Annotated in this window: 13 protein-coding genes; 9 read left to right on the forward strand and 4 right to left on the reverse strand. The window is 48.1% G+C overall.

Going from position 1 to position 14146, the window contains the following annotated elements; genetic code table 11:
- Nucleotides 1-85 precede the first annotated feature (85 nt).
- Nucleotides 86-1375, forward strand: a complete 1290-nt coding sequence (locus ACZ5R2_RS19240) for a DASH family cryptochrome (protein WP_464903000.1) — start codon at nucleotides 86-88, stop codon at nucleotides 1373-1375.
- Entirely contained in the window at nucleotides 1347-2924 is a 1578-nt protein-coding gene (locus ACZ5R2_RS19245) for a cryptochrome/photolyase family protein (protein WP_464902999.1), read from the forward strand. The genes ACZ5R2_RS19240 and ACZ5R2_RS19245 overlap by 29 nt, the downstream gene beginning before the upstream one ends.
- Here ACZ5R2_RS19245 and ACZ5R2_RS19250 read toward each other — a convergent pair.
- Together ACZ5R2_RS19250 and ACZ5R2_RS19255 are read right to left on the reverse strand one after the other, a co-directional pair.
- On the reverse strand, nucleotides 2911-3081 hold the full coding sequence (locus ACZ5R2_RS19250; protein WP_464902998.1) for a DUF2256 domain-containing protein: 171 nt from the start codon (nucleotides 3079-3081) through the stop codon (nucleotides 2911-2913). The two genes, ACZ5R2_RS19245 and ACZ5R2_RS19250, sit on opposite strands and share 14 nt — an antisense overlap.
- A gap of 28 nt (nucleotides 3082-3109) precedes the next feature.
- The gene (locus ACZ5R2_RS19255) at nucleotides 3110-4033 is read right to left on the reverse strand and encodes a chemotaxis protein (protein ID WP_464902997.1); all 924 of its coding nucleotides are present in this window, start codon (nucleotides 4031-4033) and stop codon (nucleotides 3110-3112) included.
- Between the two features lie 156 nt (nucleotides 4034-4189).
- Here ACZ5R2_RS19255 and ACZ5R2_RS19260 point away from each other — a divergent pair, with 156 nt between their 5' ends.
- Nucleotides 4190-4468, forward strand: coding sequence for a peptidylprolyl isomerase (locus tag ACZ5R2_RS19260; RefSeq protein WP_464902996.1), 279 nt, complete (start codon nucleotides 4190-4192; stop codon nucleotides 4466-4468).
- Nucleotides 4469-4568: 100 nt separating this feature from the next.
- Here the strand turns inward: ACZ5R2_RS19260 and ACZ5R2_RS19265 are convergent, their stop codons facing one another.
- Nucleotides 4569-5594 (reverse strand): hypothetical protein, encoded by a 1026-nt coding sequence (locus ACZ5R2_RS19265; RefSeq protein WP_464902995.1) that lies wholly within the window; start codon nucleotides 5592-5594, stop codon nucleotides 4569-4571.
- Between the two features lie 298 nt (nucleotides 5595-5892).
- On the opposite strand from ACZ5R2_RS19265, the gene ACZ5R2_RS19270 reads away from it, so the two are divergent.
- Genes ACZ5R2_RS19270 through ACZ5R2_RS19290 form a run of 5 tightly spaced genes read left to right on the forward strand, consistent with a single transcriptional unit; the run spans nucleotide 5893 to nucleotide 11970 of the window.
- Nucleotides 5893-7725, forward strand: coding sequence for an extracellular solute-binding protein (locus ACZ5R2_RS19270; protein WP_464902994.1), 1833 nt, complete (start codon nucleotides 5893-5895; stop codon nucleotides 7723-7725).
- A gap of 23 nt (nucleotides 7726-7748) precedes the next feature.
- Nucleotides 7749-8837 carry a microcin C ABC transporter permease YejB gene (locus ACZ5R2_RS19275; RefSeq protein WP_464902993.1) on the forward strand — a complete coding sequence of 363 codons (1089 nt, stop codon included), beginning with the start codon at nucleotides 7749-7751 and terminating at the stop codon, nucleotides 8835-8837.
- 1 nt (nucleotide 8838) lies between these two features.
- Nucleotides 8839-9885, forward strand: a complete 1047-nt coding sequence (locus ACZ5R2_RS19280; RefSeq protein WP_464902992.1) for an ABC transporter permease — start codon at nucleotides 8839-8841, stop codon at nucleotides 9883-9885.
- Nucleotides 9886-9888: 3 nt separating this feature from the next.
- Nucleotides 9889-11484 carry an ABC transporter ATP-binding protein gene (locus ACZ5R2_RS19285; RefSeq protein WP_464902991.1) on the forward strand — a complete coding sequence of 532 codons (1596 nt, stop codon included), beginning with the start codon at nucleotides 9889-9891 and terminating at the stop codon, nucleotides 11482-11484.
- An 18-nt stretch (nucleotides 11485-11502) separates the two neighbouring features.
- Nucleotides 11503-11970 carry an RNA-binding S4 domain-containing protein gene (locus ACZ5R2_RS19290; protein ID WP_464902990.1) on the forward strand — a complete coding sequence of 156 codons (468 nt, stop codon included), beginning with the start codon at nucleotides 11503-11505 and terminating at the stop codon, nucleotides 11968-11970.
- A gap of 8 nt (nucleotides 11971-11978) precedes the next feature.
- Here the strand turns inward: ACZ5R2_RS19290 and cueR are convergent, their stop codons facing one another.
- Complete coding sequence (cueR, locus tag ACZ5R2_RS19295; RefSeq protein ID WP_464903664.1) at nucleotides 11979-12368, reverse strand: Cu(I)-responsive transcriptional regulator; 390 nt, start codon at nucleotides 12366-12368, stop codon at nucleotides 11979-11981.
- A gap of 318 nt (nucleotides 12369-12686) precedes the next feature.
- Here cueR and ACZ5R2_RS19300 point away from each other — a divergent pair, with 318 nt between their 5' ends.
- Nucleotides 12687-13880, forward strand: a complete 1194-nt coding sequence (locus tag ACZ5R2_RS19300; RefSeq protein ID WP_464902989.1) for an acetate/propionate family kinase — start codon at nucleotides 12687-12689, stop codon at nucleotides 13878-13880.
- Nucleotides 13881-14146: the final 266 nt, after the last annotated feature.

Below are 14146 nucleotides of genomic sequence, written 5' to 3' on the forward strand. Positions count from 1 at the left end.
CTAATACTTAGGTTTATTTTATTCAAAGTGATCAGCCTTTAGTCACTCACGTAACCATGCTTAGTGACACTAACGGGAGTAGCTTGTGCGTATTGGGATTTACTATTTTCATCGGGATCTGCGTTTGGCTGATAATGCTTTACTACACTCGGCTGCGAATGAGTGCCACCAACTTGCCTTTATTTATGTTAAACCTGAACCTAACGTGTTTGCCCGCCATTTCTCTCCCCATGTAACCCAAGGCAAGGCTCAGGCAAACTTTGAGCAGCAGTGTTTATCTGATCTGAAGCATCGGTTGGCGGAGTATGGTCATGTGTTACTTACGTTTTGTGGCCAACCAAGTCAGGTACTCACACAACTGCTTGGGCAAAACCCACACATCAGTGACTTGTATCATGATTGCGGTGCGGACTATCAGCAGCATGCTCTAGTACGCTACCTTAACTCGACCATGGGCCAGATCACGACGCACACCGCAAACCAAGGCGGTCTGTTTGATTTTGAGCAGTTGCCGTTTGCGCTCAGTGAATTACCCGTAAGCTTCACTCCTTTTCGCAAGAAAGTGGACAACATCACGCCTCGGTATCCGTCACACACTTCGCCAGACAATCTGCCGTCACCCGCTTTGATTAACGATGAAGGAATGCGTTGGTTGACGCTAGAGCCTATTAACGACCAAAGCCAGTTTGTGGGGGGGGAGACAAGCGGGAAGGCGTGGCTTGGTCGCTATTTTGACTCACAACGACCCTCGCATTACAAGCAGACCCGCAACCACCTTGATGACTGGACCAAGTCGACTGGTTTCTCACCATGGCTTGCGTGGGGGTGTATAAGCCCAAAACAGATCGTGCAGTGCCTTGAGGCTTATCAACAAAGCCATGGTTACAATGAATCAACCTACTGGATTTGGTTCGAACTACTATGGCGTGAATACTTTCGTTGGTATGCAGAAAAACACGGCAAAAGGCTGTTCGCTTTTGCTGGGGTCAAGGGGATTAAACCCTTGACCACGTATTACCCGCAGCAATACCGCGAATGGACTGAGGGCTGCACTGGCTTTGCGATCGTGGATGCGTGTATGCGTCAGCTCAAACACACAGGCACGATGTCGAATCGGGGCAGGCAGTTGGTTGCCAGCTGCTTTGTCCATGAGCTTGGCTTGGACTGGCGGTTTGGCGCAGCCTACTTTGAAGCCATGTTGATCGATTATGATGTCACATCGAACTGGGGTAACTGGCAGTATTTGGCGGGTGTTGGTGCTGATCCGCGTGGTCATCGCCGATTTGATTTGCAAAAGCAGACTGAGATTTATGACCCAGACGAAGCGTTCATCCAGAGGTGGCTAAGTGACGATACAAAAATTAATCAAGGGTAAGCACTATCTCCAGGTGCGTTTGATATTGGGTGACCAACTCAACAGCGAACACAGCTGGTTTAAGCAGCCACAACAAGATGTGCTCTATCTGATCGCTGAGTTAGTGCAAGAGCAAACTTATGTGCGTCATCACCGACAAAAACAGGTGGCTTTTTTTGCAGCAATGCAAGCGTTCGCTAAAGACCTTACCAAAGACGGCCATCAAGTCATTCATCTCACCCTAGATGATACTGCTGAGTATCAAAGCTTGCCGTCGCTAATTGACTATGTGTGTCGGTTGGTCAATGCAGAACGCTTTTGTTATCAACGCCCGGATGAGTATCGTCTGCTTGGTATGCTGCGCCAGATGAGCTTGGCTGATTGTCAGGTGGTGGAGTTTGATACCGAGCACTTCCTGTGTCAGTTCGACCAGTTGCTTGAAGAGTTTCCCAGCGGCAAAGCCGTGAGGATGGAGCACTTTTATCGCCGCATGCGCAAGCGGCATCGGGTTCTGGTCGACTCTGAGGAGAGTCCAGAGGGCGGGAAGTGGAACTATGACGTTGATAATCGACATAAACTCAAGGCAAACGATATCTCAGAGTTGCCCGAGCCATTGGTATTTGGCAATCCGGTAGGAGATATCATAGAGCGACTGCGCGCGCATCGACTGATCGGGTTTGGTCATGTTGAGCATGATCTACTGTGGCCAATCAATCGCGCTCAAGCACTGAACCTTTTGGCCCACTTTTGCCGCGTTTGCCTGCCAAATTTTGGTACTTTCCAGGATGCAATGACTGCAGAGTCCCCCTCACGCTGGTCTTTGTATCACAGCCGTTTGTCTTTTGCCCTGAACTGTAAATTGTTGTCGCCTCGTGAGGTCATTGATGCAGCTGTGCATGTCTACAATCATCACCCTTCACAGCAGGCGTTGGCGCAAGTTGAGGGTTTTGTTCGTCAGATCCTCGGTTGGCGTGAGTATATCCGGGGTATGTACTGGGCCAATATGCCAGATTATCCCGGCTTGAATCATCTGCGCCATCAAAAAGCACTGCCGGAATTTTACTGGGATGGCCAAACCAAAATGCGCTGTATGCAACAAGCGATTGAACAATCGCTACATTATGCCTACGCGCACCATATCCAGCGTTTAATGATCACCGGCAACTTTGCCCTGTTGGCTGAGTTGGCTCCATCCGAAGTTCATCAATGGTATCTGGGAATATATATTGATGCGATAGAGTGGGTCGAGCTGCCCAATACATTAGGCATGGCACTCTATGCCGACGGTGGCCTAATTGCTTCTAAGCCGTACATCTCATCCGGTGCTTACATCAATCGCATGAGCGACTATTGCCGAGGGTGTCACTACCAAGTCAAACAGCGCAGTGGGGAGGGGGCATGCCCTTTTAACCCCTTGTATTGGCGTTTTATGGTTAAGCATCGCGACTGGCTAGCGCGCAACCCGCGCATGAATATGGTCTACCGTAACTGGGATAAGCTAAGTGATGCTGAACAGGATGAAATACTGCAAACCGCCGAATATTACTTAAGTGATATTAATCAGTTATAGGTGATTGGTTACCACAGCTAGTGCTACGTTTGCTGCTGCAGCGTTTAGAGCAGTACTTGATATTGTCCCAATTTAGGCGCCACTTTTTCCGCCAAGAAAAAGGGCGCTGGCAAACTGGACACACCTTGTGTGGTAACGTGCTTTTTTTATGGCTCATCGTCGCTCCTTAGTGTACCTAAGTGCTACTACGTTGCCTTGCTGAGGGTTTGATCACTCATTTTCTGAGCACCTGCTAGCATTGCTGAAACTAGCTCTGCCGCGTTGAATTTCTCAAGCGCTTGGTGGGCGCCGACTTGGTTGGCGCGCTCAACGGAGATCTCACTTGAGAGTGATGTGTGTAAGATACGATAACAGTGACACAACTCAGGACTGTTTTGCACCGCGAAAACCAGTTCATAGCCATCGAGACCGGGCATCTCGATATCGCTGACTAAGACATCAAACGGTCTACCTGCCGCAGCTGCCTCTCGCATGCGCTCTAATCCGTCGGCTCCGTTTGTTGCCATCTGATAAGGTATCGCCAAATTATCTAGTGCGTTGGCAAGTTGTTTGCGGGCAATGGCCGAATCATCCACTAGCAAGATATTCGCTCGTCTGAGTTGCTCCCGTTCAATATCGGTAACGATGGGCTGACTGGTGTCGTTAAGTTGAGGATAGATTTTCGATAGCAGCAGCTCAATGTCGAGCATCTGGACCAACTGGTTGTCAAAGCGCGCGATACCGGTGACGAAAACGTGATGCCCGGCAGAGTGCGGCGCTGGCTCAATATCACGCCAGTCACACTCAATAATCTTATCGATGGAACGAACCATAAACGCAACCACACTACGCAAACAATCGGTAACAATCAGGTAGCACCTCTCATATTCCTCTGGTTGGATTGGACGAAACCCAATCGCTCCTGGCATATCGATAACCGGCACGGTTTTATCTCGAATTGAGACGGTGCCAATCACGAGTTGGTGAGAGTATGGAATTTGCGTAGTGGGAAGATACGGGACAATTTCGCGCACTTTTAACGTGCCAATGGCGAAGCGCTGCTGTTGGCTGTTGAGGGTGAACATCAACATTCCTTGCGCTTGATTGGATTGGGTTTGCAACTCAACCATAACCAGTAACTACCTCAATACTGTAAATAAACGACTGTGCTGACGGTAAACTTTCCAGCCATCACGACAGATAAAATACCCAATACCAAGCTTAACTAGTGAGCAGAGGATAATAAATGGTATGATGATCACGTTTTATCGTTATAGGTTAGTTAAATGGCACGCACAGCAGCAGCCTTGCATATCCTTGTGAATCACAAAGAGCAGGCAGAAGATATCATCAAACAACTAAAAAAAGGCGCGAAATTTCAGACACTAGCGCGCAAGTATTCTAAGTGTCCGTCAGGAAAAAAAGGTGGCGATTTGGGGGAGTTTAAGAAAGGCCAAATGGTGCCTGCGTTTGATCGCATCTGCTTCAGCGGCGAGACGCTGGTCCCGCACCTAGTCAAAACCAAGTTTGGCTGGCATGTTGTCAAGATCCTCTATCGTACATGATCTATAAAATGTACTGTCATTTATAGAGCGCCAGGCTCGGTAGTGAGATGAGCACTACCGAGTCTGAGCTAAAGTATTGTTGTTGCCTTAAGCCTGTCTTTTAGTGACAGTCACAATACTGGTATGGTATACCACTTTTGCAAAAGCACTTACGCAACGCTTTCCCCGACTTCAAACACTTCAAACTCAGCAGGCAACCGTCATCGCCTACAGGTCCTTCTGGGTTATCCCAAACAATGTATGGTCTACCAGATATTTTATCTAGAAAGTCTTCTGGAGGGTGAGGGTTGGCTACGACAATGACACAGTCTAGCGGCAAAGAATTTATGATGCGATCGATCTCAATTCTATCGCACGGAAAATACGAAATACCGATAAAAATACAGTAACTGGTTTCCTTGAGTTTACTTTCAAAGCGTTGCTTTGCAGGTTCTACCCATTGATATGACGCATACTTGTTAGACTCGTTAGGCACGATACAGAGTACTTGTCGCCTAGCTGTTGATAGCTCATTTTCTTCCAATCTAATAATGTCGGTATCATTTAGATCAACAAAGTTCCTCAATGGATAGCAAGGCGTATAACAGATGCTATTTGGTGATATTTCGAAATCAACTGAGCCATGAGGTTTAACGAGAGGTATGCCATACCCGTGATGGTTTATTTGTAGTGAGTTGTAGTCTTTACGTAGTTTGTCGAATGCAGTTTCTAGAAGTAAGTCATAGTTTAGTGAGTATGCTGCATTAACTTCATCTCTATGTAGCTTTAACCAGCGAAACCAAGTCCAATCCGTAGAAAAAACTTCACGCTGCTTTTGGCTGTACTCTGAGAACGCTATCGTTAAAAAGTGTCGGGCTTCTAGAGTCGTGTAAAAGCTGTCGAGTCCAATACTCTTACAATATTGATCATCTAGAGCGAGCTTAAATACCTCAAAGTGTGGCTTGTCAGTATTTTTTCTGTACAACTTTTTCAGCCTGGTTAGACTAGATAGCAGTTTGCCACCCGTAGTAGGGCATTTCACGTCCCATGTAAGTGGCTCTTGAGAGTTGTATTGCTCAATGAGCTTTGAGAAATACCCGTAACCTATAGATAAACCATTACCAACAACTAAAGATATTTTTGGCATCCTACCCTCATCACTGTGTTAACCCTGACATAAGATGATACTGGAAATACCTAATAAAAACAGTGTTGAAGTTGGTAATGTGAGTTGTGAAATGAAAGTTTAGTCAGTTAAAACATAACACTAAGGTGCTTTACCGCACCTAGTCATATTTTGGGAAATGGAACCCAAATCCCCCTGTCACGTTGAAAGTGTGCTGATATAAACTGTTTTTAAGGCCAGTTGGTAAACCGACTGGTCTTTTTCTTTTTCAGTGGGTTATACTCAAATTCTATCCCAAATGGAATATAAGGAAATGGTAATGGGGAAACTGAAGCAGGTGATCTTGGGTGTTTCTGTCTCTTTTTTTGCGCTGTCAGCTTACGCTGAGGACGCGCAGCCCAGCGTAATTGAAACTGACCGCTTGGTCGGATTCGGTGAAGCGAAATATCCCGCCGACTTTTCTCATTTTGACTACGTTAACCCTGATGCGCCCAAATATGGCAAAGTGACTTACGGTCAAGTGGGTACGTACGACAACTTTAACCGTTATGCTTCACGTGGCGTTGCCGCAGCGGCGACAGGGCAGCTATACGATACCCTGATGTTCAGCCCCGCTGATGAGGTCGATGCGTACTATCCATTGATAGCCGAGAAGGTGAGATACGCCAGCGATTTTTCATGGCTTGAAGTGGATATCAACCCTAAAGCGGTGTTTCAAGATGGTGAGGCAATTACGGCTGAAGATGTCGAGTTTACTTTCCAGACTTTTATGACCCAAGGGGTGCCACAATATCGTGTCTACTATCAAGATGTCGCAAGCGTGAAAGCGCTAAATGAACGCACTGCTCGTATCGAGATGGACAACCCAAATCGTGAGAAACTGTTTAGCCTGGCTCAATCGATGACGGTACTCCCTAAGCACTTTTGGCAGGGGAAAGACTTTTCGGAGCCTTTGGACACACCACCCGTGGGCAGTGGGCCGTATTTGATCACCGATTTTAAGTCAGGTCAGTCGCTCACCTACAGCCTCAACCCAGACTACTGGGCAAAAGATCTTCCTGTCAATGTAGGCCGCTATAACTTTGCGCAAATTCAGTACGATTATTACCGTGATGAGACGGTGATGCTCGAGGCATTTAAAGCAGGCGAGTTTGATTTCCGCGAAGAGTCTTCGGCAAAATTTTGGGCCAACTCTTATACCGGCGCCAACTTTGACCGTGGCTACATCAAGAAAGAGGAAATCCCACACTCAAAGCCAACCGGTACTCAGGCGCTGGTGTTTAACATTCAAAAACCGATGTTTGCTGACCCGAAAGTTCGTGAAGCGCTCAACTACGCACTCGACTTTGAGTGGATGAACAGCAACATGTTTTACAGCCAGTATGAGCGCACCCGCAGCTATTTCCAAAACACCGACTATGAGGCGACCGATTTACCCTCTGCCGAAGAAAAAGCCTTGTTAGAGCCGTTTGGTGACAAGATCCCACCACGCGTCTATAGCGATATCTACCAGCCGCCAGTGACAGATGGCACAGGGCGTATTCGCGCTCAGATGCGTACGGCGTTTGCTTTGCTAAAAGAAGCAGGTTGGGAACTACAGAACAAGGTGATGACCAACGTTGAGACGGGCGAGCCAATGAGTTTTGAGCTGTTGATCTACAGCCCAACTACAGAACGAATTGCGATCCCAGTGCAGAAGAACCTCAAGCGAATGGGGATAGAGATGCGCATTCGCACCATAGATACCACCCAATACATCAAGCGGTTGCGTGAGCGAGACTTTGATATGGTGTCATCAGCTTACCCAGCATTTACCCACCCAAGCCCTGATATGATGATTGTCTGGCACTCGTCGTATATTGACTCAACCTATAATCGAGCCGGGGTTGAGGATCCTGTGGTTGACGCATTTACCCTAGAGATTGCACAAAACCAAGAAAACCCGGAGAAGCTACTGTCTTTAGGCCGCGCGCTTGACCGCTACCTGCAGTGGAATTTCTACATCATCCCTCAGTGGCACAGCAGCCTCTACCGTGTTGCGACTTGGGATAAATTCGAGCGCCCAGAGATCACGCCAAAATATGATCTAGGCGTCGATACTTGGTGGGTGTCAAAGACCAAAGCGCAAAAACTTCCGCAAAAGCGTCAGTAATAAAAGGACTTCAATAGACAATAATGGCTGCCTATATTTTTCGCCGATTGCTGCTCGTTATTCCAACGTTGTGGGCAATCATCACCATTAACTTCTTTATCATTCAAATTGCCCCAGGAGGCCCAGTTGAGCAGGCGATTGCTCAGCTTGAGGGCCACTCGTCCGGCATTATGGAGCGCTTTTCAGGCGGCGGTAGTGAGGTTGATATCCCTAGTGGTCAAGATACCACACCCACCGGTTATAAGGGCTCACGTGGCCTAGACCCAGAGGTGGTGGAAGAGATCAAGAAGCAGTTTGGCTTCGATAAGCCGATCCTCGAGCGCTATTGGGACATGCTCAAGAACTACGCCAGCTTTAATTTTGGCGATAGTTTGTTTCGTGGGGGCAACGTTATCGACTTGATTGTCGAGCGACTGCCAGTGTCGATATCGCTGGGTTTATGGAGCACCTTGATCATCTACCTGGTCTCAATCCCGCTTGGGATAATGAAAGCGATCCACCACGGCTCACGCTTTGATATTTGGTCGAGCGCGGTGGTGATAGTGGGTTACGCCATCCCCGGCTTCTTATTTGCGATTATCTTGATCATCTTCTTTGCTAGCGGCAACTACTTCAGTTGGTTCCCCCTGCGGGGTTTGGTGTCGGATAACTTTGATCAGATGAGCACCTTTCAACAGATCATCGACTATTTCTGGCATTTAACCTTACCAACCCTAGCGATGGTGATTGGCGGATTTGCCACCTTAAGTATGCTGACCAAGAACTCGTTTCTGGATGAAATCAATAAGCAATACGTGGTAACTGCAAGAGCTAAAGGGCTCGATGACCAAAAGATTTTGTATCGTCATGTGTTTCGCAACGCGATGCTGATTATTATCGCCGGCTTTCCAAGTGCCTTTATTAGCATCTTCTTTACCGGCTCGATGCTGATTGAGGTGATGTTTTCGCTTGAGGGGATTGGGCTGCTTGGGTTTGAGTCAACCATCCAGCGCGACTATCCAGTGGTGTTTTCATCACTTTACATAATGACGCTGCTCGGGCTGATACTCAGTATCATCTCCGACCTTACTTACACCTGGGTAGACCCACGCATTGATTTTGAGGCACGCTAAGATGCTAACCAAGAATAAGGAAAAACATAAGAATCCGATGATTGCTGCGAGGTGGACCACCTTTCGCAATCACAAGCGCGGCTATTGGTCACTGTGGATCTTCTCCATATTGTTTATTTTAAGCCTGTTTGCCGAGCTGATCGCCAACGATAAGCCGTTGGTGGTGCGTTATGACAGCGGCTGGTATTTTCCCGTCACCACTCAATACGCTGAAACCGAGTTTGGCGGTGAATTTGAGACCGAAGCTGACTATACCGACCCCTTTGTGATCGACTTGATTGAAGACAAGGGCTTTATCATCTGGCCGGTGATCCGATTTAGTTACTCGTCAATCAACTTTGATGTGGTGGGCTCAGTTCCATCTCCGCCGTCTGAGGTCAATTGGCTTGGTACCGATGACAAAGGTCGTGATGTAATGGCGAGGATCATCTATGGCTTTCGCATATCGGTGTTATTTGGCTTTATCCTCACCATTATCTCCAGTGTGATTGGGGTTGCTGTAGGTGCTAGCCAGGGCTACTACGGTGGCTGGCTAGATCTGCTTGGTCAGCGGTTTATTGAGGTCTGGTCGGGAATGCCGACCTTATTCTTGCTCATCATCCTCTCGAGTTTTGTCGAACCGAGTTTTTGGTGGCTGCTGGGGATTATGGTGCTGTTTAGCTGGATGGGGCTGGTGGGGATTGTGCGCGCCGAGTTCTTGCGCTGCCGCAACTTTGACTATGTCCGAGCAGCCCAAGCCATGGGTGTGGATGATAAGCGCATCATGTGGCGCCACATGCTGCCCAATGCCATGGTGGCCTCGCTGACTATGATGCCATTTATCCTATCGGGCTCAGTAACAACCCTAACGTCACTCGATTTTCTTGGCTTTGGCTTACCGGCAGGCTCTCCGTCACTGGGTGAGCTGCTCGCACAGGGCAAGGCGAATTTGCAGGCGCCATGGCTTGGCATATCGGCGTTTGCCGTGTTATCCATCATGCTGACCCTGTTAGTATTTATTGGCGAAGCGGTCCGCGATGCCTTTGACCCTCATCAACAAGGACGCTAAGCCATGAGTGAAACCATATTAACCATTCAAGATCTGACGGTCGGATTTAAAGACAAAACGGGCGTGCGCACGGTGACTCAGGATGTTTCGCTCTCAATCAACAAGGGCGAAACCTTGGCGCTAGTGGGGGAGAGTGGCTCGGGCAAATCCGTGACGGCCAACTCAATCTTGAAACTGCTACCGAAAAACTCCGCTCGCTATCAGGGCGGTCACATCAACTTTGATGGCACCGATATGCTTAATTGCTCCGAGCGCCACTTACGCGGGATCCGGGGGGGGCGAATCGGCATGATCTTCCAAGAGCCGATGGTCTCACTCAACCCACTGCACAAGATTGGTAAGCAGTTGGTTGAGACCTTAGAACTGCATCGCGGCATGCGCGCGACTAAGGCACGTCAGTTAGCGCTCGATTGGCTAAATAAAGTCGGTATTCGACACCCAGAGCAAAAAATCGATGCCTATCCCCACGAGTTATCCGGGGGCGAGCGTCAGCGGGTGATGATTGCCATGGCGCTGATCAATGAGCCAGAGCTGCTGATTGCCGATGAGCCAACGACCGCGCTGGATGTCTCTGTGCAGGCACAGATCCTCGACCTACTCAAGTCACTCCAGCGTGAGATGGGCATGGCGATGCTGTTCATCACGCACGATCTAAGTATCGTCAAGCAGATCGCTGACAGAGTCGCGGTAATGAAAAGTGGTGAGCTGGTTGAAGTCGGTGAGTGTAAGACACTTTTTTCTGCACCGAGTCACCCCTACACCACGATGTTGATTAACTCTGACCCTCGCGGTGAGCCAGTGGCGATGCGTGAGGATGCGCGTAAATTGCTGGCGGTTGATAAACTCAAGGTGTGGTTTCCCATCAAGACTGGGCTGTTTAAACGGGTTACCTCACATGTTAAAGCAGTGACCGATATGCATTTCACCCTCAAATCTGGCCAAACGATTGGCGTTGTGGGTGAGTCGGGGTCGGGTAAATCAACCACGGGGCTGGCTATCCTTAAGCTGGTTGAATCGGAAGGCTTGATCGAATATCGAGATACCGATATTCAGCCGCTGGATAGAAAAGGCATGCTGCCTTATCGCAGTCGGATGCAAGTGGTGTTTCAAGACCCGTTCTCGGCACTCAATCCGCGCATGTCAGTGGCACAGGTGATTGGTGAGGGGATGCTCGTCCATACTGAGCTTGACGAAGTGGAGCTGGATAACAAGATCCAGGAAGTGATGCGTGAGGTTGGGCTCGACCCAAGTACCCGCTATCGCTATCCTAACGAGTTCTCGGGTGGCCAGCGTCAGCGGATAGCGATTGCAAGAGCGTTGATCCTCAAACCAGAGTTTATCCTGCTCGATGAGCCCACCTCATCGCTAGACAGAACGGTACAAGCTCAAGTGCTTGATTTGCTGAAATCACTGCAGCAAAAATACGGCTTAACTTATTTATTCATCAGCCACGATCTCAGCGTGGTCAAATCACTTTGCCACTATACTATTGTGATGAAGGCAGGTGAGATCGTGGAGCAGGGTGAAACAGCGAGCTTGTTTAGCGCCCCCAAACACGATTACACTAAGACACTTGTATCGCTATCAGCGGTGTCATAATAGTTATTAGAGGTTTTGGTGGAAGGTTTCCCAGAAGACATTGATCAACAAGAATTTGATCAAGAAGAAATTGAGATTGAGGCGATTGGTGTTGAGGTCTCGTCTCAGCCTATTGAGCTATACAAGGTGCTTAAACTGGCCAATGTTGTCGATGGTGGTGGCCAAGCCAAGCACCTGATTTCGGAAGGCTATGTAGCGGTCAACGGTGAGCTAGAGGTGCGTAAGCGCCGCAAGATGTACGACGGCGATTTCCTTGAGTTCAATCAGGAATACTACGTCGTGGTTTGTGATACGCCGCCAGTTGAGGTTGTCGAAACCCAAGCAGAGCAACCGAAACTAAGTCAGCAAAAACCGAACTCACAGGCAAAGGGTAGCAAGCAGCGCAGCCGTAACAAGCGCCAAGCTCAGTCTAATGATGCGCCGATCATGGATAAGCCAAAGTCAAATAAAGGCTCTGGTGGGCGCGGTGAAATTAACTTTTTCTAGTTAAGCCATCACGATTTAGTCAAATCATCAATGATTGGACAGTCGCTGCCCTCATCGCCAGGGCAGCGACTCACCCAAACCTCAAGTTGACGGCGGATCGCGGTCAACTCGTTAATCTTGCTTTCTACCTCAGCCAATTTGTGGGCGGCAAAATCGCGAACCTGTTTACTGGTGCGATTGGGGTCACCTGCCAAATCAACAAATTGCTTGCACTCAAGCAGCGAAAACCCGGCGCGCTTTGCCTTGGCAATCAAGTTGAGTTGCTCAACGTGCTGCTGACTATAGACACGATAACCAGTCTCTGTGCGCTTGGGCGTCGCGATCAACTGTTTTTCTTCGTAAAGTCGTATCGACTTAGCCGATAAATTGGTCAATTTCGCGATTTCACCAATATTCATCATACTAATCTGGTCCTTAAATGTTATGATGGAGCCACTTGGATTAATTGTCATACAACTCAAATTTTGTTGAGCAATTTAATTGTAAGCGATTTAATTGATTTTGTTCCACAAATCAATGTGGTTACAAGCGCAACCGTTTGCGTAAGCGAGTGGCAAGACAATTGTTGATTCAATCAATAAAATTGATTTGCATCAAAAAAGCGCGTTAACTTTTGTTGAATGAGTAAAAAAAAGTTGAAACGCTCAAAAATTATTGAATAATGAGCACACGTAAACAGGGTGCTCCATACCTTCTCTTATTACAGGATTATACTCATGTCGAAATCGTTTGTACTGGTTATCAACTCTGGTAGCTCATCTCTTAAATTCGCTGTAATCGATGCAGCAACTGGCGACGATGTCCTAACAGGTCTAGGCGAGTGCTTCGGTCTTGCTGAATCGCGCATGAGCTGGAAGTTCAACGGCGAGAAGACTGAAATCGCTATCGAAGGTGATGACAGCCACCACAAAATTGCTATTGGCAAGCTGGTTGGCCTAACTGAGCAACTGGGCTTCTCTGAGCAAATCGTTGCAATCGGTCACCGCATCGTACACGGTGGCGAGAAATTCACTAAGACAGTTCGCATCACTGAAGACGTGACCGCTGAGATTGAAAAGCTGGCTGACCTAGCGCCGCTTCACAACCCTGCAGGCGCTATCGGTATCCGCGCTGCAATGGACGCATTCCCTGCATTGCCACAATTTGCTGTATTCGACACTGCTTTCCACCAAACCATGCCTGAAAAAGCATTCACAGGCGCAATCTCTGGTGAGCTTTACAAAGAATACGGTATCCGTCGTTACGGCTTCCACGGCACTAGCCACTACTACGTTTCTCGCGAAGCGGCTAAGATGCTGAACAAGTCAATTGATGAGTCAAGCTTTATCTCTGTTCACCTAGGTAACGGCGCATCAGTATGTGCTATCTCTAATGGTGAATCAGTCGATACCTCAATGGGCTTCACGCCGTTGGCAGGTCTAATGATGGGCACACGTTCTGGTGACCTTGACCCAGGCATCATTGAATTCCTAATCAAGAAAGGTTGGACAACTGAGCGAGTATTTGAAGCACTGAACAAGAAGTCTGGTTTCTTGGGTGTTTCTGGTCTAACTTCTGATGCGCGCGGTATCCTAGAAGCGATGGAAGAGGGCCATGAAGGTGCTCGTCTAGCGTTCGAAGTGTTTACTTACCGTGTTGCTAAATACATTGGTTCTTACCTAATCCCACTATCAAACCTTGATGCAGTGATCTTCACTGGTGGTATCGGTGAGAACGCACTACCAATTCGCCGCGAAATCTTGAACAACCTAAAACTTCTAGGCTTTGTTGAAGACGAAAAAGGAAACGAGCAGGCTCGTTTCGGCGAAGCAGGCATTATTGCAAAATCTGAATTGTTGGATGCGGTAGCTATGGTTATCCCAACCAACGAAGAGTTTGTAATTGCACAGCAGTCTGTAGAGCTTCTTTAATCTCGCCTACTGCGCCACGCGCCATAACCCGCTGGGGGAGTTCATACTTCCCTTTGGTTATACCTCGATTTAGTATTGATAGTTTTTATTATTTTTTATTCTTGCCCGAGCATTTTGCTCGGGTTTTTTTTTCCTGCGGAAAAGAGTCGAGAATCGAGAGGCGAGAATTCGAGAACGATCCCTCTCGCCTCTCGCAGCGCAGCGATCTCGATTCTCGCCTCTCACCCCCGGTGAAAATGATATAAATATCTGAAACAACGTCACAT

The organism is Vibrio sabulosilitoris (assembly GCF_055391395.1).

Excerpts from the sequence above, each read along its gene's own strand:
- ACZ5R2_RS19250 (WP_464902998.1), bottom strand. The coding sequence starts at position 3,081 with ATGAGCCATAAAAAAAGCACGTTACCACACAAGGTGTGTCCAGTTTGC.
- ACZ5R2_RS19255 (WP_464902997.1), bottom strand. The coding sequence starts at position 4,033 with ATGGTTGAGTTGCAAACCCAATCCAATCAAGCGCAAGGAATGTTGATG.
- ACZ5R2_RS19260 (WP_464902996.1), top strand. The coding sequence starts at position 4,190 with ATGGCACGCACAGCAGCAGCCTTGCATATCCTTGTGAATCACAAAGAG.
- ACZ5R2_RS19265 (WP_464902995.1), bottom strand. The coding sequence starts at position 5,594 with ATGCCAAAAATATCTTTAGTTGTTGGTAATGGTTTATCTATAGGTTAC.
- ACZ5R2_RS19270 (WP_464902994.1), top strand. The coding sequence starts at position 5,893 with ATGGGGAAACTGAAGCAGGTGATCTTGGGTGTTTCTGTCTCTTTTTTT.
- ACZ5R2_RS19275 (WP_464902993.1), top strand. The coding sequence starts at position 7,749 with ATGGCTGCCTATATTTTTCGCCGATTGCTGCTCGTTATTCCAACGTTG.
- ACZ5R2_RS19280 (WP_464902992.1), top strand. The coding sequence starts at position 8,839 with ATGCTAACCAAGAATAAGGAAAAACATAAGAATCCGATGATTGCTGCG.
- ACZ5R2_RS19285 (WP_464902991.1), top strand. The coding sequence starts at position 9,889 with ATGAGTGAAACCATATTAACCATTCAAGATCTGACGGTCGGATTTAAA.
- cueR (WP_464903664.1), bottom strand. The coding sequence starts at position 12,368 with ATGAATATTGGTGAAATCGCGAAATTGACCAATTTATCGGCTAAGTCG.
- ACZ5R2_RS19300 (WP_464902989.1), top strand. The coding sequence starts at position 12,687 with ATGTCGAAATCGTTTGTACTGGTTATCAACTCTGGTAGCTCATCTCTT.